A 20,049-nucleotide genomic window follows, 5' to 3' on the forward strand; every position below is an offset into this window, starting at 1 on the left:
GGAGCGGGGCCGAGAGCGACAGAATTTTCCAACCCCGAGGCATTGGTGGCGTACTGGATGACCACGCTTACCGGTGCGACACTGGCGGCCGCCGGCATCGACGCGGTGGCGCTCAAGCCGACAGAAGTGGACGTGTCGCAGGCGACAGCCCTCGATGTTGAGACGCTCGCAATCGACTACGAGGGAGCGGCCCACGTCCCAGAGACGGACGTTATCGAGCGACTTGCATCGACTGCCAACGTACGCGTCACCACGCCGGTCCGGGCCAACGGCTTCGACCCGCTGGGCGATGACAGCGGGTTCGACACGCTGCCGGCAGATGCGGGATACGTGCTGGTTGCCGGCCACAGCGCGTATCTCTCAGATGATGAGGCCGCACGGGCCGTCGCACCGCGGTTACGGGCGGCCGTCGACGATACCAGCAATCCGTGGGTCGGTACCGAGGGCATCGAGCGACTCGCGCTGGCAGTCGGAGGCACACAGTACGAACTTCTCTCGCGGACGACCGCCCGCGATGTTCGGACGCTCCGGACGGCGGGCTTCGACGGTTCGATTGCCGTGTACGCCCCGCTGGTGCTCTCGAACAGCGAGGACGCGATGCTGGACGCCGTCGGCGACTACACGGCCCGGCGCGGCCCGGTTCGGAACGCACTGCCCGACGGCGCGCCGACGGACAGCCGAGCGACGGGTCGGGCTAGAGACGTACTCAAACAGGCTATCCGCGATTACGCGCTCGTCGGCTCCGTCGAGACAGTCGCCGAGCGAACCAAGCGACTCCACGACATCGGTGTCGACACGATTGTCGGCTACCCGGCGCGTGGACTCGACCCCTTCCTCTCGTAAATGAACGTCGCCGTCGTTGGCGGTGGGGCCGTTGGCCTGTCGACCGCGCTAGCACTGGTTCGCCGCGGTGCATCGGTCACGGTATTTGAACGTGATACGCTCGGGAGCGGCGCGAGCGGCCGGGCGGCCGGCCTCTGTTACGACGCGTTCGCTGATGACGTGGACGCCGCCGTGGCCGCGGACGCACTCGCTCGCTACCGTGACATGGGCCTGTTCGAGGCCCAGCCCTACGTCTGGGTCGCGCGCACGGAAAGCGACGCTACGGCCGTCCGCGAGCAGATCACGCAGATGCAGGAAAACGGCGTCGGGGTCGAGGCGCTCACGCCGGCGGCACTCGGCGACCGCTACCCCGCACTCGAGACCAGCGGCATCGAGGTGGCTGGCCTCGCCCGCGACGCCGGCGTACTCGACCCAGACGAGGTGGTGGCGACGCTCGCCGAAACAGCCCGCGAAGCGGGTGCAACCATCGAGACTGGTACCCCGGTCTCCCTCGATTCGCCGGCGACCGTCGAAACAGCGAACGAGGCCCGGGCGTTCGATGCAGTGATTGTCGCGGCTGGCCCGCAAACGAAGCCACTCGTCGCCGATGTCGGCGTCTCGCTCGCGCTGAAAGCCTACCGGGCGCAGGCCATCGTGACGGACCCGTTCGACGCCGCCCTGCCCTCGTTCTACGACGCGACACGAGAGTTCTACTGGCGGCCGAAAGCCGACGCACTGCTGGTCGGTAACGGCGCACACGAGGTCGACCCGACGGACTGGAACCCGGACGCGGACGCCGAGTTCGTCACTCGGAGCCTCGACCGGGTCGAGCAGACGGCGGCGCTCACGCCAGCCTGTGACCGAGCCTGGGCCGGCCTGTGTACGGCGACACCCGACGGCGCGCCGCTGGCCGGGCAGGTCGCCGACGGACTCTGGGTAGCCACTGGCTGGCAGGGCCACGGACTCATGCGCGCGCCGGCGATGGGCAACTATCTCGCCGCAGACGTTCTCAATCGCCCGAACCCACTTTCAGAACACTTGCCTGGTCGCGTCGACCCGACACGGTTCGACGGCTCCGAAGAATTCGCCGCGCTGGACGACCCGACGCGTGACTGGAACGATTGAATACGCTGTGAGAAGGAGTATACAGAAGGATCAGGCGTCGTCGTCTTCGCCCTCGTCAGCTGCGTCGGTCACGTCTTCAACATCAGCCGTTTCGCTGTCTGCATCCGCGTCAGTCACCTCAGCAGTCCCGCTATCATCGGTTGCAACGCCGACATCCGTTGCTTCGTCCTCGTCGTGGTCCGTGTCGGCTTTCGGGACGCGGACGTGGAGCGTGCCGTTACTCTTGAGCGTCGCCTGCGCTGTCTCCGGGTCGACAGCGGCATCGCTCGGCAGCGTGACGCTCCCGTCGAGTGCGAGCCCGCGGCCCGGGTAGCGCATTTCGAATCCATCATAGAAATCGCGGAAGCGGTCGATACGGACCTCCACGCGGTCGTCGACGTACCGGACCTGGATGTCCGACGCCGTCGTGCCGGGCGCGTCGAAGACGACGAGGTAGGCATCGTCTGACTCCAGCAGGTCCGAGGCCAGCGGCTTGTTCTCCTGGACCCGGCCGGCGGCCCGCCCGATGTTCTCGAATATCGCGTCGCTGATAGAGGAGCCGATGTCTCGCATCATAGTTCCACTTCGTCGAGGCAGTCCGTTCCGCCACAGTACGGGCAGGAGAACGCCGCGAGTTCGACATCGTCCGGCATATCGTACGTGTAGTGCATCTCGAACATGTCGAGTTCGCAGCTGTCGTCCGTGCAGACGACCTCCATAGTGGCTGGCATACTATTTCGTTGGTCCGTCGGGGACAAACCCCTTACGGACGGGGCCGGGGTTACCCCGTCCTGCCAGTCCCAACATTGATGCCGTCACCGGCGTACTCGGGTGTATGAGTGAACGCGTCCTCGGGGCGGATTTCAGCGGCGCAGCAAGCGCTGGTGACGCGCTCTGGGTTACCGAGGCGATCCCGACGGAAGACGGACTGACGATTCAACGGTGCTACCGCGGGACGGACGAATGGGGCCGGGACCGCGAGGCGGCCCACGCCGGCCTCCTCGACCGCATTACCGACGATGATGTCGGCACGGTCGGGCTGGATTTCCCGTTCAGTCTGCCACAGGCGCTACTTGACGCACAATGCGGCGGAACCTGGGACGGCTTCGTCGACTGGCTTGCGAGCGGTAGCGGCCCGACTGACCCGGGGTCGCTTTCGGAGGCCTGTCGGCACACCGCCGAGATGGCAACCGGCAGCCGTGACCTGCGCCGGGAGACGGATTTCCGACGCGGCGCGCTGTGTCCCTACACGAATCGGACGCGCAGTATGACCTTCTACGGCGTCCGGGACGTGCTCGGAAAACTGCGAGACGACGAGGAAACAGCCGTCGTACCGATGGAGGGCTGGGACGCCGAGACGCTCGTCGCCGAGGTGTACCCCGCTGCGACGTTCGGCTGGCTGGGCTGCTACCGCGAGGGGTACAAGAACGTCGACGACCCCCGACAGCGTCGGGAAGCAAACATCGCGGCGGTTGAGGCCTGTAGCGTCACCGTCGGCGACCACCGCGACACCTACCTCGGAAACCACGACGCGCTGGACTCGTTGGCTGCTGTCGTCTCTGCGGGCCGACTGGCCGACGGTGCAAGACCGCCCGCGGCAGGCCCACAGAGCGAAGGCTGTATCTACGTTTGACGACGCAGTGGCGGCAGTGTCTCTGGGTCGAAGCCCGGCATATATCAGCTTCCGGCCCAACTACCGTCTATGCCTGACGACCAGGGCGGCTTCGAAGGCGTCCGTGAGAACGTCGACGGCCACCCGATGGTCAACCTCGTCGGCTACGCTACGCCCTACTGGCTCCGGCTATTCGTCGGCATTCTGGCGGCGTTCTGTACCCGGTTCGCCCGCCTCGTGCCGCCGATAATCGTCGCCGCGGCCATTGACCGCGTCGTCCTCAACAGCGGCGAACCAGGGTTGCTGACCGACGCCGGTCTGTTGCCGCCCGGCCAAATCACGGGCGAAGCCGCCCGTATCGCGTTCCTCCAGCGACTCGTTGTCATCGCGGCCATCGCGTATCTCATCCGGTCGGCAGCGCGTTTCGCATCGAGATACCTCTTGCAATCGAGCGCCCAGAAAATACAGCGGGACCTCCGAAACGAGACGTACGGCCACCTCCAGCATCTCTCGCTGTCTTTCTTTGCGAACCACCAGACCGGCGGGATGATGTCGATACTCAACAGCGACATCAACCGGCTGGAGTCGTTTCTGAACACGGAGTTCCGCCAGATGATACGGGTGGTGGCGACCGTCGGCGGTATCGCCGTCATCCTCTACACTTACTCGCCGAAGCTAGCGCTCATCGCGCTCGCACCGGTCCCGATCATCGGCGTCGCCAGCGGCTTCTTCCTTACGTGGATTGAGCCGCGGTATCGCTCGATTCGCCAGACGGTGTCGCGGCTCAACACGCGGCTGGAGAACAACCTCAGCGGCGCGCCGGTCATCAAGGCATTCGACCGGTACGACTTCGAGCGCAAGCGAGTGACCGACCAGAGCCAGGAGTACCACGATGAGAAGGTCGCCGCGCTCCGCATCCGCCGGGCCTTCTTCGCCGGCCTGCGGCTATTGACCGGCATCGTGTTCGTGCTGATTCTGTACGTCGCCGGGATGGACTTCATCACGAATCCACAGGGCGAAACGGCGCTGTCGGCAGGGGCGTTTACCGCTTTCTTCCTCTACATCCGCCGGCTCTACTCCCCGATGCGGCGGGTCGGCAAGTCGGCCAACAAGTACCAGCTCGCCAAATCCAGCGCCGAGCGCGTGTTCGGCCTGCTGGGCCAAGAACCCGAAGTCACCGACCCCGAGGACACCTACGAACCCGATAGCATCGACGGGTTAGTCGAGTTCGACGACGTGACCTTCGGCTACGGCGACGAGCCGCCGGTCGTCCGCGACGTGTCGCTGGACGTGCCAGACGGCGCAACCGTCGGCCTCGCCGGGGCGACCGGGGCCGGCAAATCAACCCTGCTGAAACTGGTGCCGCGGTTCCACGACGTGGATAGCGGTGCAGTCCGAGTGGATGGCGTCGACGTGCGCGAATACGGCCTCCAGAGTCTCAGGAGCGAAATCGCAATCGTCGAGCAGCAGCCGTACCTGTTCTCGGGGACCGTCGCCGAGAACATCGCCTACGGCGACCGCGAAGTCCTTGACGCTGAGCAGTCGGACGACGAGGCGCGGGGGAGTAGCTGGGAGACCGCACGCGACCGCGTCCGCGACGCGGCGGAAGCCGCACAGGCCCACGAGTTCATCGAGGACCTGCCGGATGGGTACGACACGCAGATCGGCGAGCGCGGCATCAAACTCTCCGGCGGCCAGCGCCAGCGTGTTGCCATCGCCCGGGCCCTGCTGAACGACCCCGAAATCATCATCTTCGATGAGGCGACCAGCGACGTAGACACGGAGACAGAAGACCGCATTCAGGAGAGTATCGAGCAACTGGTCGCGGATCGCACCGCCTTCGTCATCGCCCATCGCCTCTCAACGATTCAGGACGCGGACCGCATCGTCGTGATGGACGACGGCAAAATCGTCGAACGCGGTAGCCACACCGACCTGCTCGCGGCGGACGGCGATTACGCCGACCTCTGGCACGCCCAAGCCGACGACCGAACGGTCAGCGCCGACGACTGAGACTGCTGCTGTCCAAACGTCTCCGGCAGGGAGGTAGTACCAGTGGCACGACCAACTGCGCTGTCTCGAAATAGTTGCTGCCGAGAAATACTTGATTTGCTCATTCAAGTCCCTCGATAGCAGCCAGCATGGCCGCCAGTCAGGTGCACGTTAACCCCGCTTCCGGTCTGCTGTATCGATGCTTGGTAACGATAGGCTTGAAAGTGACAGTGTCTCATATGCGCTACAGAGATATTATCGCTCGTTTTAATACACACAAGTTATTAGGTCGGCGTAGACGTGACATCACTCACTCTCGAACCGCTGACGTACGAGGACATCCCGTCGGAGCGCCGTCCGGGGGTACTGCAGGCGCTGGTCCCCGTACTCGGTGTCGTTCTGTTCCTCGGCATCGGATCGGGATATCTGAAGCTGGCCCCACACGGGCCGCTGCTCTGGAGCATTGTGCTGACTGGCGCAGTCGGCAAATACTGGTTAGGGTACTCGTGGGACGACCTCTACGAGGGCCTCGCGGACAGTCTGCTGATGGGGCTGCAGGCCATTCTCATCCTGTTCATCATCTACGGACTCATCGCGACGTGGGTGAGCGCGGGGACTATCCCCGGGCTGATGTACTATGGCCTCTCGATACTGACGCCGGACGTGTTCCTGCCGGCGACGGCGCTGCTTGCGATGGTCGTCGCCTTTTCTATTGGGTCGTCGTGGACGACAGCCGGCACTCTTGGCGTGGCCTTCATCGGCATCGGCTCCGGTCTCGGCGTGCCAACACCGATGACCGCTGGTGCTATCCTCTCGGGTGCCTACGCGGGCGACAAGCAGTCTCCCCTCTCAGACACGACAAACCTCGCGGCCGCCGTGACGAACACCGACCTCTACGACCACATCCGGGCGATGCGCAACGGGACTGTGCTGGCGTTTGGCCTCTCGGTCCTGCTCTACGCTGTTCTGGGACTGCGTGCCGTCGGTGAAATCCCGACCGGGCGTGTCGCCGAGATACAGGGCGCACTCGCTGGGAGCTACGACCTCTCAGTGCTGGTGCTCCTTCCACTCATTGTCACCTTCGGGCTGGCACTGTACGGCATCCCGGCGCTCCCGACGCTCGTCGCCGGAGTCTTCGCCGGGGCCTTCACGACCATCTTCGTGCAGGGCCGGTCGTTCACTGCCGCCTGGACTGTCTTTCTCGATGGGACGGCCCCTGAGACGGGGACAGCCCTCGTGAACGACCTACTGGCAAGCGGTGGTATCTCAGGGTCGGCCTGGACGATTGCCGTCGTCGTCGCGGCTCTCAGTCTCGGTGGGCTCCTTGAGCGGACCGGCGTCCTCGCCGTGCTCGCACACCATCTCGCAACTGCTGTCCGCGGCCCGCGCAGCTTAGTCGTCGGGACCGGCGTCTCGGCCATCTTCGTCAACGCCTTCTCGGCCCAGCAGTACATGAGCATCGTCGTCCCCGGACTCACACTACGGAACCTCTATGACGAGTACGGTCTGGCCAGCGACGACCTCTCACAGGCTATCGAGTCCGCCGGAACCCCGACCGGCGCGCTCTTCCCGTGGCACGCCGGTGCCGTCTACATGTCTGCGGTCTTCGGGGTCGGAACGCTTGCCTATGCCCCGTACTACTTCTTCGCGTTCCTCTCGCCGCTGATCCTGTTTGCGACAACACTGTTTGGCGGACGGTATAACGGGTCCGAGCAGGCTGATTCAGCTACGTCGTCCGCTGTCGCCGACGACTGAGTTCGTCTGCCCCCGGGTGATTCTGTCACTGCATCATCCCCTCCGGAAGCGCTGCTGGCCTACATCCGTTCGACAGTGAGATTGCGGTCCTCACAGAACGTTTCGAGTCGACGCCAGACCTTTCGAGCCTCCTCGGATTCACGGCCACCCGCATCGGCTGTCAGTCCGTATCCACCGCCGCCAGCGATGATCGTCACCTCGCAAGTTGTCTCATCTATTAGCTCCAGCACGGTCGTCGCCTGTACCTCAGTGAGTTCCATGCGGTAGTGGTTCTCCGTAACCGCCACAACGAACCCGTTGCCGTCATACAGCTCGCGGGAATCTTCGGCGATATCGCGGAACGCGCTGGGCAGCATGCTGGCCCCTTCGCCACGGACCGTAAATTCGACCCGTTCCATACACATCCATGGCACGGGCTGGGAGAAAGTGATTTTGTACCATGGATGGCCGTGGTGCTGACTACGCCCTCTTTAGCTCGCACATGACCGTTCCTGTTTCCACGGCCGACCAGACACGGTTTTAGGTATCGAACGTCAAGCGACGGGTATGACTGACCCCGAGACGCTCGACGTGACCATCGTCGACGGCTACGTCGACGAGCCCGCGCACTTCGGGGTGCCGCCGTACATCTCGACGTATCCGCGGTACGCCGCCGGCGCGCTCGTCGATGCCGGCGTCCCCCGCGAGCAGATAACGTATCACACCATCGACGAACTCCGAGAGGACAACGCGGTCTGGCGAGACGTTGAGGACGCCGACCTCATGGTATACGTTGGCGGTATGACCGTTCCCGGCAAGTACGTCGGTGGGACGCCGGCGGAACCCGACGAAGTGCGCGAGCTGGCTTGGACGGCCAACGGGACCTCCATCATGGGCGGTCCGGTCCGATTCGGCGTCGGCGAGGCAAACGAGGGAGCGAGCGAGACGGCCCGCGATGACCTCGATTTCGACTTCCTGGCGATGGCGGACGTCGAGGCCGCAGTGTTCGACCTCGTGGACTCCGGCTTGGAAGGGTTCAACGACCGGTACCGTGACATCGAAGAGGAGACACGGTGGGCCCGCGCCGGCGCGTTCGTTGTCGAACAGCATCCGAACCACCCTGACTACCTCATCTGCGAGATGGAGACTTCCCGGGGCTGTCCGTACCGGTGTTCCTTCTGTACGGAGCCGATGTACGGCAACCCGGACTTCCGGCCGCCCGAGAGTGTTGTCGATGAAGTCGATGCCCTCTCGGACCGCGGCGTGAAGCACTTCCGGCTGGGCCGGCAGGCCGATATCCTCGCGTACGGCGGTGACGGTGAAGCACCGAATCCCGACGCCCTGCGGCGGCTCTACGGCGGTATCCGCGACGTTGCGCCGGACCTTGAGACGCTGCATCTCGACAATATGAATCCCATCACGGTTGTGAAGTGGCCCGAGAAGGCCCGCGAGGGGATTCGCATCATCGCCGAACACAACACGCCCGGCGATACCGCCGCCTTCGGCCTGGAGTCAGCCGACCCGGACGTGATGAGCGACAACAACCTCAACGTCACCGCCGACCAGTGTTTCGAGGCGGTGAAAATCGTCAACGAGGTGGCTGGCTGGCGACCCGGAGGAGATAAAGACACTGCCCCCAACTTTGGCGACGACGCCGCTCGGCGGCTCCCCAAACTCCTGCCCGGTATCAATCTCGTCCACGGGCTGAAAGGCGAGACACGGGAGACCTTCGAGCACAACAAGCGGTTCCTCCAGCGGGTGTACGACGAGGGGCTCATGCTCCGGCGGGTGAACATCCGGCAGGTGATGGCCTTCGAGGGGACCGACATGGCCGACACCGGCGCAGAAATCGCTAAGGACCACAAACAACTGTTCAAGCAGTACAAACAGGAGGTGCGTGAAACCATCGATAACCCGATGCTCCAGCGGGTCGCGCCGCCGGGAACGGTGCTGCCCGATGTCCATCTAGAGTACCATCAGGACGGCAAGACGTTCGGCCGGCAGCTGGGGACCTACCCGCTCCTTGTGGGCATTCCGGGCGAACGCGAACTCGGCAGTGTCGTCGACATCGCGGTCACCGACCACGGCTACCGGTCGGTCACCGGCGTCCCCTACCCGCTGGACCTCAACAGCGCGTCGATGAACGAACTCACCGAGATTCCCGGTATCGGCCGGAGCACCGCCGGCGATGTGGTGGTAAACAGACCCTACGAATCGGTCGGAGATATCGACGTCGCGTCAATCGAGCGGTTCGCAACCACCCAGTCGCAGGAAGGCGCTGACTAACAGCCGGTTTGGTCCCGAAAGCATACCGAACGGAAAGTACTTTTCACTCCGGGGATGACCAAGAGCGTATGACTGCGGTCGAGGTGAGCGTCGTTCTCCCCGCTTACAACGAAGCAGACACCATCGAGCAGACAGTGTCGACAACGCTCGAGACGCTCGCCTCGTTTCTCCCCGACGACACGTATGAGGTCATCGTCGCGGAGGACGGCTGCTCGGACCGCACGCCCGAAATCGCGACGCGACTCGCGAACGAGGACAGCCGGATCCGACACGTCCACAGCGACGACCGCCTCGGACGCGGCGGCGCGTTAGAGTACGCCTTCGACCAGGCCGACGGCGACACACTGGTGTATTTTGATACGGACCTGGCGACGGATATGTCGCATCTCGAAGAGCTCGTCAACGCCGTCCGAATCGACGGCTACGACGTGGCGACGGGGTCACGGTGGATGCCTGAAAACCGAGCCGACCGGCCCGCAAAGCGTGGCATTCCGAGCTTCGGCTATAACACGCTCGTCAGAGCAGTCCTCTGCTCGGATCTTAAGGACCATCAGTGCGGGTTCAAGGCGTTCGACCGGCAGGCACTGGAAACGCTGTTACCCATCGTTCAGGACGAGCACTGGTTCTGGGACACGGAACTGCTCGTCAAGGCTCAGCGCAACGGCTACCGGGTGCAGGAATTCCCTGTCGACTGGACGCCCAAGGGCGATTCGAAGGTCGACATCGTCCGGGACGTGTTTGGCATGGGGAGCCAGATACTCCGGACGTTCTGGGAACTGTCGGTCAGCCCCCGGATTACCCGTGAGGTGTCGCTCGGCGCGGGCACGATGCTCGTCGTTATTGCCCTTCTGTTGATGACACAGTATCTTGACCCCGACCGCGTCCTCGCGGAGATGGCCGGGGCGGCACCGGAAATCGTCGCGCTGAGTGCCGTGTTTTATGCTGTTTCATGGCCGCTCCGTGGCATCCGCTACCGGGACATCCTCGTTTCGATGGGGTATCGTGAGCGGTGGGGCTTCCTGACGGGCGCGATATTCATCAGCCAGACCGGGAACCTCGTGTTCCCAGCGCGAGCTGGTGACGCGGTCCGGGCGTACGTTATCAAGGCCCGTCGCTCGATTCCATACCCCTCCGGATTCGCGTCGCTGGCCGTCGAGCGCGTGTTCGATCTGCTGACGATAACGCTCCTTGCTGGCGTCGTCATGATGGGGCTGGCCGTGACTGGGTCGGCCGAACAGTTGCTGACGGCGCTGACGGGCGATGCCGTCGGCGGCGACGCGGCCAGTAGCGGGCGGACTGCCGTGGCCGTGGCAGGCGGTGTCGGCCTCGCAGCAATTGGTGCAGTGGTGGCCATCGTCGCCAGTGCGCGGAGCGACCGGAACCTCGTCCGAGCGGGCATCGGCCGGCTAAGCAGCGACTCCTATGCTGACTACGTCGCTGGCATCATCGAGGGGTTCGTCGGCGACGTACAGACGGTGGCCGCCGATGGGTCGGCCTTCACCCGTGTCGGTCTGGGAAGCCTTCTCATCTGGACGTTCGACGTCATAACAGCTCTAATAGTCTTCGAAGCGTTCGGCTACGGCCTGACGCCGTCGCTAGTGGCTGTTGGCTTCTTCGCGGTCAGCGTCGGAAACCTCGCGAAAGTTCTGCCACTGACGCCCGGCGGAGTCGGTCTCTACGAGGGTGCGTTCACCGTCATCGTCGCATCGCTAACGCCGGTTGGCGTCGCTGCGGCTATCGGCGTCGCTATCGTCGACCACGCAGTCAAGAACGTCGTTACTATCATCGGTGGCGTCGCGTCGATGGGCTGGCTCAACGTCTCGCTGACGACGGCCGTCGAGGAATCCCAGTCGACGGACGCTATCGAGCCGGAGACGAACGACTGAGTTTCGACTAACGCTCTGTGAATCTCAGGCGCGGGGGTCGCGCACTCTGTAGCAGTCTGGCGTGTTGGCCGCTTTGTCTCCTGTCTGGCCGAAGGGTGTCAGGCCTTACAAATCACCGCTGGATTTTACAATATTATATTTAAGGGACAGTACGAACAACAGTGTAAACAATAATAATTAACATTTTGTAAGATACAGTTCTATCGCTGCTCGCTATGTTACAACGTAGCACATCTTGCGACGAATCGGACCGACGAACGCGACGGAGTTTTCTGAAAGTCTCGACCGGCATTGTAACCGCAGCGGCTGGCATCGGGATGGGCGATTCCGCCCGGGCTGGCGACCTAGGTGGTGATGACGGCGACTACACGGCCCCGCCGTCGTTTCCCGAAATATCGACGCGAGACCAGTTCACCGACGACGGTGAACTGAAGGATGAGTATTCCGAGACGGAGTACGAGACGGTCGGTGACTGGGAGTCCAGTCGCGGTGACGACGACCAGGCGATTGTCGTCTTCGTCCACGGCTGGAGTCTCGACGAGGCTGACGCCACGGATGCTGCCTACACCTGCGAGGTCGGGCTTGACGAGAACGAGTACGAGGGGTTCACCGTCGGATTTACCTGGGATGCAGACCAGGGTGAGGGAATCGGCTGGGAGACGGGAGTCGACATCGCCACCCAGAACGGCCCCAAACTCGCACAGTGGGTGATTGACCACGTTGACGGCGGTGGCCTGCCAGTCCGACTCATTGGCCACTCGCTGGGCGCGCGGGTCGTCGTCGAAGCCCTGGCGTCACTAAAGGGACGTGAGCGCGATGATGCGGTTACATCCGCGACGCTGCTTGGTGGGGCAATCGGCGAAACAGCCGTCGAAACAGACGAAGCCTACGGCGACGCAATCGAGTACGCCGCGGCGTCCTTCGACAATTTCCACAAGGACGACGACCTCGTTCTGAGTCTCGCTTTCAGTGCCGCCGAGTGGGCCGAAGCGGTCGGCGAAGAGGGCATCAAGAATCCATCTGACGCACCCGGGAACTACACTGACCACGAGGTAACAGCAACGGTCGAGGACCACAACTCCTACTACGAACCAGAGGAGGGCTGTATGCCTGCCGTGGTTGAGACGTTCCAGTAACCTGTTTCTGAGCCACGGAGGTGGGGTGGTGAGAGCGGCTGTTACGCACTATTATAACCTGATTTCCGGTAGGCGACGGGAAGAGTCGCCACTGTCGTTATATGAATGGTCATGAGACTGATGAACAAACATGGGTTTCGTGACGTGTATCGGCGGTCTCCATTACAATACCGGAATATTTTAATAACTTTCGTTCGAATACAGTGTTACCGACTGCCTCCGGGTTCTGTGATGTCTCTCACCCGGTGAGCACCCGCCTTCGCAACCAATGAGTGAACACACACGGACGCGACAGCAACGTGAGGAACAGACGACAGAGTCGACGGAATCGGAGAGCACAGCGTGCCCGGAGTGTAGTGGCTCGCTCGTTATCGACGACGAACACGGCGAAACGGTCTGTGAGGACTGTGGCCTGGTCGTCGAGTCCGACGAAATCGACCGCGGCCCCGAGTGGCGCGCGTTCGACTCCAGCGAGAAAGACGAGAAGTCCCGCGTCGGTGCGCCGACGACGAACATGATGCACGACAAGGGGCTGTCGACCAACATCGACTGGCGCGACAAGGACGCCTACGGCAACTCCCTGTCGGGCAAGCAGCGCCAGAAGATGCAGCGCCTGCGCAAGTGGAACGAGCGCTTTAGAACGCGAGACTCCAAGGAACGTAACCTCAAGCAGGCCCTCGGTGAGATTGACCGGATGGCTTCTGCGCTCGGCCTCCCCGAAAACGTCCGCGAAACGGCCAGCGTCATCTACCGCCGCGCGCTCGACGAGGACCTGCTCCCCGGCCGCTCCATCGAGGGCGTTTCGACGGCGTCCGTCTACGCCGCCGCGCGACAGGCTGGCGTCCCACGCTCGCTCGACGAGATCACGGAGGTCTCCCGGGTCGAAAAGAGCGAAATCGCCCGCACGTACCGCTACGTCGTCCGCGAACTCTCGCTCGAAGTGCGCCCTGCTGACCCCGAGAGCTACGTTCCGCGCTTTGCTTCCTCGCTGGAACTGTCCGACGAGGCCGAGCACCGCGCCCGCCAACTTCTCCAGAACGCAAAAGAGCAGGGCGTCCACTCCGGCAAGTCACCGGTCGGCCTCGCTGCCGCCGCAGTGTACGCCGCCGCCCTGCTGACCAACGAGAAGACGACGCAGGCCGCCGTGTCTGAGGTCGCCGACATCTCCGAGGTCACTATCCGCAACCGGTATCACGAACTGCTGGAAGCCGAGCAGGACCTGCCTGTCGCGTAAGCTCCACTCTCGTCTGGTATTGCTCTGAGAACCGGGTTTTGACTGCTGTTTCCAAGCGTAGTGTCCGCTCCTGCAGCGGACAGTCTGAACAGCCAGAAAGCCCCGGCCGGCTGAACTCGGGGGACTCGCTGTGGTCCTCGTTCGCTTTGCTCACTGCGGTCCTTGCTTCGTCCGCTGTCGTTCAGCCGCCCGCCCCTTTCAGTCCCACCTCATAACTGATTGGGCATCCGAAAACGGGTGGACTGAAAGGGGTCGACAGCGTGGCGGCATCGCCGCCACGTTATGCGGTGGTCGACAGAGCCGACCACCCACGCCCCGGGAACCCCGACGACGTAAGCACCGCAGGGAGTGCAGCAACTGAGGAGCGCAACGAGCCGCGGGACCGGAGCGTGTCGGGGGCTTTCTGGCTGTCTATGGTCGGTAGTTCAACACCAGACGATAGCCACAGATACCGACCGATAACCGCAAGACTAGAGTCGTCTCATCTGCTGGGACCGGTATGGAGACGACACACCGGGTTCGAACCGGTGACGCCCGCACGCTTGCGTGCCCCGACGACAGCGTCGAGCTGGTGGTCACATCCCCACCGTACCCGATGATCGAGATGTGGGACGACATCTTCACTGCACTGGACCCCGACATCGGGACGGCGCTGGACAGTGACGACGGCGACCGCGCGTTCACGCTGATGCACGACGTGCTTGATGCGGTGTGGGCCGAGATAGAGCGTGTGCTGGTTCCCGGCGGCATCGCCTGCATCAACGTCGGGGACGCGACACGGTCGCTTTCGGACGGGTTCCGTTCCTACCCGAACCACGCGGAGATAACCGACCGGCTGACCGACCACGGACTTCGCGCGTTGCCCGATATCCTGTGGCGGAAGCCAACCAACAGCGGCGCGAAGTTCATGGGCTCGGGGATGGTCCCGCCGAACGCCTATCCGACGCTTGAGCACGAACACATCCTCGTGTTCCGCAATGGGGAGCGCCGCCGCCTCGAACCCGGCGCAGACCGCCGCTACGAGAGCGCCTACTTCTGGGAGGAGCGCAACGAGTGGTTCTCCGACCTCTGGGAACTCCCCGGCGAGACGCAGGACCTCGACGACGGGCTTCGGGACCGCTCTGGAGCCTTCCCGCTGACCGTGCCGTACCGACTTATCTCAATGTTCTCGGTGTACGGCGATACGGTGCTGGACCCGTTTCTCGGGACCGGGACGACGACGCTGGCGGCGATGGTCGCCGGGCGGAACTCGATAGGTGTGGACCGCGACCCGGACCTGTTGTCGGCGCTCGAAGAACGGGTCGCCACCGCCCCGGAGCGTTCTCGAACCATCGCTCAGGAGCGTCTCGCTGAGCATCGCTCATGGGTGGCACAACGGCGCGCCGACGGGAAAGAACCGGGATACGAGGCCGAGCAGTACGACTTCGCCGTCAACACGAAACAGGAACAACGGATTCAGTTCTACGCAGTCGACGCCGTTACGGCGACCGATGACGGCTTCCGGGCCGTCCACGAGCCGGTCGAGTAAGCGCGGCTTTTTGTGCGGCTCCGCCGAAGCTGACCTATGGACTTCGAGTCGTTCACCCTGCTCGCCGCCACCGACGACCTCGGGGTGGAACCGGCCGCCCGCGCCGATGCCGACGGACTGGAGCTACGGATGGATTTCGCCGACGAACCGCTGGCACAGCTGGACGCCTACGACGGCGACCTCCCGATACTCGTCACGAACCGGCCGACGTGGGAGGGCGGCGAGGCCGCCGACACCGCGGGTCGTCTTGATGCGCTCGAAACCGCGCTCGAACACGACGCCGTGACGGCTGTCGACCTCGAACTCGCAGCGCTGGAGGGTGCTGGCGACCACGACGCTGGCCGCGTCGCCGACGCTGCCCGCGACCGCGGAGCATCCGTCGTCGTCTCGACACACAACTTCGAGTCGACGCCCGACCGTGAGGCAATCGTGAGTCGGCTCGAACGGGCCTGTGCACACGGCGACGTTGGGAAGATGGCGAGTACAGCTCACTCGCCGGACGACGTGCTGGCGATGCTCGGGGCAACCCGCGAACTGACCGCCGAAGGCGAACAGGTCGCCACGATGTGCATGGGTGCGGCTGGCCGCCACTCCAGGGCTGTCGCCCCGGTGTACGGCTCCCGCATCGGCTACGCACCGGTCGACCCTGCTGACGCGACCGCACCGGGCCAGTACGACCTCGCGACGCTCCGGACACTGGTCGGACAGCTACAGAGCGACGCCTGAGCCGGTAGCCGCCCGTCAGGAGGCTTTCGTCCGGACAGTGGTCCTTCGGAAGATATACGGGTATGCGAGATAGATTCGCCGAGTATGACTGACACAGGACGCAAGCGGCCGTTGCTGGCCGTGGTGCTTGCGTTCATCTTCCCTGGATTGGGACACTTCTACCTCCGTAAGTGGGTGCGGGGACTGCTGTGGCTCGGATTACTGTTCATGCTGTCGGTGGTGTTCGTCGTCACTGGCGCTATCGACCCTGTCACCCAGCTAAGCCTAGAGGCTATCTCGTCGTCGTATCAGTCCAGACCCACCGAGGTGACAATCGGTTCGGTCGTGATTACGACGCTCAACGTTGTCGACGCCTACTGGCTCGCAGTCAACGAGAACCAGACTCAGGAGGTCGAAGCCGGCATGACGTGTCCGAACTGCGGCAAAGAACTCGACGAAGACATCGACTTCTGTCACTGGTGTACGACGCAACTGGAACCGGTTGAGGCGGACCAGCAGTAACCTGCGGGTTGCGGTCAGCCCCAAACGAAGTCAGCTTACTTTTCGATGATGCTCTCTTCGATCCGTTCGCCGAAGTGCGTCGCCGTGTCCTCGTGGTGAATGAGGATTTCGTCGCCCGGTTCGAGGTCCGTGACGGCGGTTCGGCCGTCCTGAGTGTGAACCTTGATCGTCTCGGCGTTCTGGAGCAGCGTCTCGATTCGGTCGCCGTCTTCGGTTTCAGCCTGAACGCGGAACATCGGGCGCTTCTCGATTTTCGCGCGGCCGACGATGGCCTCGCGGGTGCGTCCGTTCGCATCGACTATCTGGACCTCGTCGCCGGACTGGAGTTCAGAGAGGTACTTCGTCCCACCGTCAGGCGTTCGGACGTAGGCGTGGACCGCGCCAGCGTTGACCCGGAACGGCCGGGAGGCGACGTACGGCGACTCAGCCGTCTCGGCGTGGACGAAAAAGAGGCCGCGAGCCATCGACCCGACGAGCATCCCCTCATCGTGTTCCATCAGGCTGCCCGTGTCGATACAGACGCGGTCGGCGGAGCCGGTCTGCTCGATAGCGGTGACCTCGGCGTACTCTAGGTCGAGTGACTCCCGACCCATCTCGTCGCGGACCTCCACTGTCTTGCGGATTTCGTCGACTTCGTCGGTGTCCAGCAGGACGCCGTCAGCCCCCAGTTCCAGTGTCTCGTAGGCCGTCCGGGCGTCCTCAGCGGTCCGGACGCCGGCGATGAGGTCCGTCTCCTCGCCGACACGGGCGATGAGGTTTTCGAGCGGAATGATCTGCCAGTTCTCGCCGATGACGATCGTGAAGTCGGCTTCGGCAGCGACCGCTTCGGCGAAGGCCTCGTAGTCCTCGTCGAAGATGCGGACGTAGCCGCCGTCAGGGGCGGCCCCGTTCTGCCGCAGCGTCGAGAGGTCCGCAGAGCCGGAAAAGTCAGACGGAAGGTCGACTGTCCCGTCGCCCTCACCGTCTTTCCCGACGATGGTCGCATCAGCCTCTGAATCCTCCGCCTCGGCCTCCATCACGTGGACGTCGCCGTTGGTGAACGCGGCGATGTTTATCTCGCCGAGTTCGGAGACGCGATCAACGTCTTCCTCGTCGACCAGTACCCAGTCGACGCCGGCCTCGATACCGGCGGTTATCCGGCGTTTCCGTGTCTCCCAATCGCCGACCTCGCTGTCGGCTTTGAGCCAGACGCTTCGAGTCATACGCCCACGTCCGCAACGGCGGGGCTTGAACGTGGCGGAACCCGGGTGGGTCTGTTGAGTGGCAGACAGGGAAGGGATATCCGTACGGCAGGCGACACCGGTTGGATTTCCTGAACATAGAAGCGCAGTATACAACAGTTATTATTTATTCACACCAGGTTATCGCAATTAAGTGTTAGCCAGTAGACTTATCAATGAACCTCACTAACAAAGTAGTCAATACTACGGTCCAGCTACGGATGGTTACTAACCACGTCTACACAATCGCCGGGGCGAAAGGGGGGGTCGGAAAGACGACGTCCAGCATCAACCTCGGCACACTGCTGGCGGCAGCCGGATACTCGACCGTCGTCGTGGAAATGGACCTCGCGATGGCAAATATCGTCGACTTTCTCGATGTCGACATCGACACCGACGAGGACGCGACGTTTCACGATGTACTCGCCGGCAACGCGTCGGTCACGGAGGCAATGTACGAAACCGACGCCGACCTGTCAATCGTGCCGAGCGGGACCACGCTTGAAGGGTACGCGGACACCGACCTCGACCGGCTGCCCGGTCTCGTCGAAACACTTCGGTGGCACCACGACATCGTCCTGTTGGATACACCGGCGGGGCTGAGCGAGGAGACGATTCAGCCGCTCAAGCTCGCCGACGACGTGTTGCTCGTTTCGACCCCGCGGGTAGCGTCGATCCGGAACGTTTCGAACACGAAAGAGCTCGCCGAGCGGGTCGAAGCGCCGGTTCGGGGCCTCATCCTCACGAAATCCGGGACAGGGGCATCGCCGGGTGCCGACGAGATTTCGGAGTTCCTCGACGTCGAACTGCTCGGCCACGTGCCGGAAGACGACGCGGTCTCGCATTCTCAGGATAGCGGTGTGCCCGTCGTTCAGAACGCGCCCAGCAGCGGCGCCGCGATAGCCTACGAGCGGATCTCGGAACAGCTCATCGACACAGCGAAAGCATCGACTGATTCCACAGCAGATGCAACCACGGAAGCGGCCCCGGGGGACACGGTGCCAACCTCTCATCGAACGGACGACCAAGCACATGGGCGCACAACTGAGTCCGTCGAAACAACCGACGGTGGGCGGAAGATTCGCCGTCGGGATGGAATCGCCGACGATGGTGGTGACCGGCCGGCGGACGACACAGCGACATCGCCAGCTTCTGTTTCGGGACCGCAGCCAGCGGACTCCAAGGAGAACACCGGAACCGCGCCGGTCATCGACGGCACTGACCTCGTCGACAGCGAGCCGGGACCGGTCGACAGGCCGGATCGAGATGTTGCCCTGTCGGACTCGACCGCTGAGACATCGCAGTCCACAACTGACGGGTCGGGCCACGATGCACCGGAGTTTGCTCTCGACCCGGCCATCGACTCGTCGTCAGACTCCCAAAGCAACGATGACGCCGACGCCGGCGGCAGCGGCGCTGCTGGTCTCGGCGAGAGAATGCGGTCGCTGTTTGGCCTTTAGGCCTCGACAGCCAGTCCGGCCTCGCGGAGCGCTTCCTCGGTGGTGGCGTCGTCGTGGACGACGGCGGAGACGGCGCGCGCAATCTTCTCCGGTTCGTCGTGCTGGAAAATAGATCGGCCCATGGAAACGCCAGAGGCTCCGGCGTCCATCGTCCCGCGGACCATCCGGACGGTATCCTCGTCAGTCCCTTTCGAGCCGCCGGCGATGACCACCGGCAGCGACGTGGACTCGACAACGTGCTGGAACGTCTCGGCGGAGCCGGTGTAGCCGGTTTTGACGATGTCCGCGCCCAGTTCCTCGGCCAGTCGGACGGCGTGGCCGACGGATTCGTTGTAGTCCTCGTTCTCGGAGTCGATGTCGGGACCGCGGGCGTAGGCCATCGCCAGCACCGGCAGGCCGTACTGGCTGGCTTCGGTCGTCAGCTCGGAGAGTTCCTCGATCTGTTCGGGTTCGTACTGGCTGCCGACGTTGATATGGAACGAGACGGCGTCGGCCCCGGCGCGGATGGCGTCTTCCACCGTCCCCGTGGTCCGCTTGTCCTGCTCGTCCGGGCCGATAGTAGTAGAGCCATTGAGATGCGTGATATAGCCCGCGTCGTTCTTGTTGGGGTGAACCCGCCCGGCGATGCCACGCTGGGTAAGGACGGCGTCCGCGCCACCGCTGGTAACCGCGTCAATCGTTGCTTCGATGTCTTTGAGGCCCTTTACAGCCCCCATTGTGATGCCGTGGTCCATCGGGATGATGACGTATGTGTCGTCTGTCCCGATACGTTCGAGTCGTGCGCGTTTTCCTGCAGTCATGTTATGAG

18 protein-coding genes are annotated in these 20,049 nt (G+C 63.5%); 13 read left to right on the top strand and 5 right to left on the bottom strand.

Going from position 1 to position 20,049, the window contains the following annotated elements; all coding sequences use genetic code 11:
• Positions 1-57: 57 nt before the first annotated feature.
• Together G9463_RS00520 and G9463_RS00525 are read left to right on the top strand one after the other, a co-directional pair.
• Positions 58-843 (top strand): luciferase, encoded by a 786-nt coding sequence (locus G9463_RS00520; RefSeq protein ID WP_049944613.1) that lies wholly within the window; start codon positions 58-60, stop codon positions 841-843.
• Positions 844-1,947, top strand: coding sequence for an FAD-binding oxidoreductase (locus tag G9463_RS00525; RefSeq protein WP_165895678.1), 1,104 nt, complete (start codon positions 844-846; stop codon positions 1,945-1,947).
• Between the two features lie 30 nt (positions 1,948-1,977).
• Here the strand turns inward: G9463_RS00525 and G9463_RS00530 are convergent, their stop codons facing one another.
• Both G9463_RS00530 and G9463_RS00535 read right to left on the bottom strand, forming a co-directional pair.
• Entirely contained in the window at positions 1,978-2,502 is a 525-nt protein-coding gene (locus tag G9463_RS00530; RefSeq protein WP_004957992.1) for an Hsp20/alpha crystallin family protein, read from the bottom strand.
• Complete coding sequence (locus G9463_RS00535; protein WP_004517194.1) at positions 2,499-2,657, bottom strand: hypothetical protein; 159 nt, start codon at positions 2,655-2,657, stop codon at positions 2,499-2,501. The genes G9463_RS00530 and G9463_RS00535 overlap by 4 nt, the downstream gene beginning before the upstream one ends.
• Positions 2,658-2,761: 104 nt before the next feature.
• Here G9463_RS00535 and G9463_RS00540 point away from each other — a divergent pair, with 104 nt between their 5' ends.
• The 3 genes from G9463_RS00540 to nhaC all read left to right on the top strand — a co-directional run bounded on the left by G9463_RS00540 (position 2,762) and on the right by nhaC (position 7,285).
• Entirely contained in the window at positions 2,762-3,559 is a 798-nt protein-coding gene (locus tag G9463_RS00540; RefSeq protein WP_165895679.1) for a DUF429 domain-containing protein, read from the top strand.
• Between the two features lie 69 nt (positions 3,560-3,628).
• On the top strand, positions 3,629-5,551 hold the full coding sequence (locus G9463_RS00545) for an ABC transporter ATP-binding protein (RefSeq protein WP_165895680.1): 1,923 nt from the start codon (positions 3,629-3,631) through the stop codon (positions 5,549-5,551).
• 279 nt (positions 5,552-5,830) lie between these two features.
• Positions 5,831-7,285 (top strand): Na+/H+ antiporter NhaC, encoded by a 1,455-nt coding sequence (gene nhaC, locus G9463_RS00550; RefSeq protein ID WP_165895681.1) that lies wholly within the window; start codon positions 5,831-5,833, stop codon positions 7,283-7,285.
• A gap of 59 nt (positions 7,286-7,344) precedes the next feature.
• On the opposite strand, the gene G9463_RS00555 is transcribed toward nhaC, so the two are convergent.
• A complete protein-coding gene (locus G9463_RS00555) occupies positions 7,345-7,683 on the bottom strand; it encodes a hypothetical protein (protein ID WP_165895682.1) in 339 nt (112 codons plus the stop codon).
• A gap of 148 nt (positions 7,684-7,831) precedes the next feature.
• Between G9463_RS00555 and G9463_RS00560 the strand changes: the two genes are divergently transcribed.
• The 7 genes from G9463_RS00560 (at position 7,832) to G9463_RS00590 (ending at position 16,561) form a co-directional block, all read left to right on the top strand.
• Positions 7,832-9,550 carry a radical SAM protein gene (locus G9463_RS00560; protein WP_165895683.1) on the top strand — a complete coding sequence of 573 codons (1,719 nt, stop codon included), beginning with the start codon at positions 7,832-7,834 and terminating at the stop codon, positions 9,548-9,550.
• Positions 9,551-9,618: 68 nt separating this feature from the next.
• On the top strand, positions 9,619-11,436 hold the full coding sequence (locus G9463_RS00565) for a flippase-like domain-containing protein (protein ID WP_165895684.1): 1,818 nt from the start codon (positions 9,619-9,621) through the stop codon (positions 11,434-11,436).
• A gap of 215 nt (positions 11,437-11,651) precedes the next feature.
• Positions 11,652-12,572, top strand: coding sequence for a DUF726 domain-containing protein (locus G9463_RS00570; protein ID WP_240149904.1), 921 nt, complete (start codon positions 11,652-11,654; stop codon positions 12,570-12,572).
• A 268-nt stretch (positions 12,573-12,840) separates the two neighbouring features.
• Positions 12,841-13,806: a transcription initiation factor IIB family protein gene (locus G9463_RS00575; RefSeq protein ID WP_004591241.1), complete on the top strand. Its 966-nt coding sequence runs from the start codon at positions 12,841-12,843 to the stop codon at positions 13,804-13,806.
• A gap of 499 nt (positions 13,807-14,305) precedes the next feature.
• The gene (locus tag G9463_RS00580; RefSeq protein ID WP_165895685.1) at positions 14,306-15,334 is read left to right on the top strand and encodes a site-specific DNA-methyltransferase; all 1,029 of its coding nucleotides are present in this window, start codon (positions 14,306-14,308) and stop codon (positions 15,332-15,334) included.
• A gap of 36 nt (positions 15,335-15,370) precedes the next feature.
• Entirely contained in the window at positions 15,371-16,060 is a 690-nt protein-coding gene (locus tag G9463_RS00585) for a type I 3-dehydroquinate dehydratase (RefSeq protein WP_007188778.1), read from the top strand.
• A gap of 84 nt (positions 16,061-16,144) precedes the next feature.
• Positions 16,145-16,561: a DUF6677 family protein gene (locus tag G9463_RS00590; RefSeq protein ID WP_004958019.1), complete on the top strand. Its 417-nt coding sequence runs from the start codon at positions 16,145-16,147 to the stop codon at positions 16,559-16,561.
• A 35-nt stretch (positions 16,562-16,596) separates the two neighbouring features.
• Here the strand turns inward: G9463_RS00590 and G9463_RS00595 are convergent, their stop codons facing one another.
• The gene (locus G9463_RS00595; protein WP_004958021.1) at positions 16,597-17,763 is read right to left on the bottom strand and encodes a 3-dehydroquinate synthase II; all 1,167 of its coding nucleotides are present in this window, start codon (positions 17,761-17,763) and stop codon (positions 16,597-16,599) included.
• Positions 17,764-18,002: 239 nt separating this feature from the next.
• On the opposite strand from G9463_RS00595, the gene G9463_RS00600 reads away from it, so the two are divergent.
• Positions 18,003-19,241, top strand: coding sequence for a P-loop NTPase (locus tag G9463_RS00600; protein ID WP_165895686.1), 1,239 nt, complete (start codon positions 18,003-18,005; stop codon positions 19,239-19,241).
• Here G9463_RS00600 and G9463_RS00605 read toward each other — a convergent pair.
• Entirely contained in the window at positions 19,238-20,041 is an 804-nt protein-coding gene (locus G9463_RS00605) for a 2-amino-3,7-dideoxy-D-threo-hept-6-ulosonate synthase (protein WP_004958027.1), read from the bottom strand. The two genes, G9463_RS00600 and G9463_RS00605, sit on opposite strands and share 4 nt — an antisense overlap.
• Positions 20,042-20,049 lie beyond the last annotated feature (8 nt).

The organism is Haloarcula sp. JP-Z28 (genome assembly GCF_011440255.1).
In the GTDB taxonomy this organism is placed as follows: domain Archaea; phylum Halobacteriota; class Halobacteria; order Halobacteriales; family Haloarculaceae; genus Haloarcula; species Haloarcula marismortui.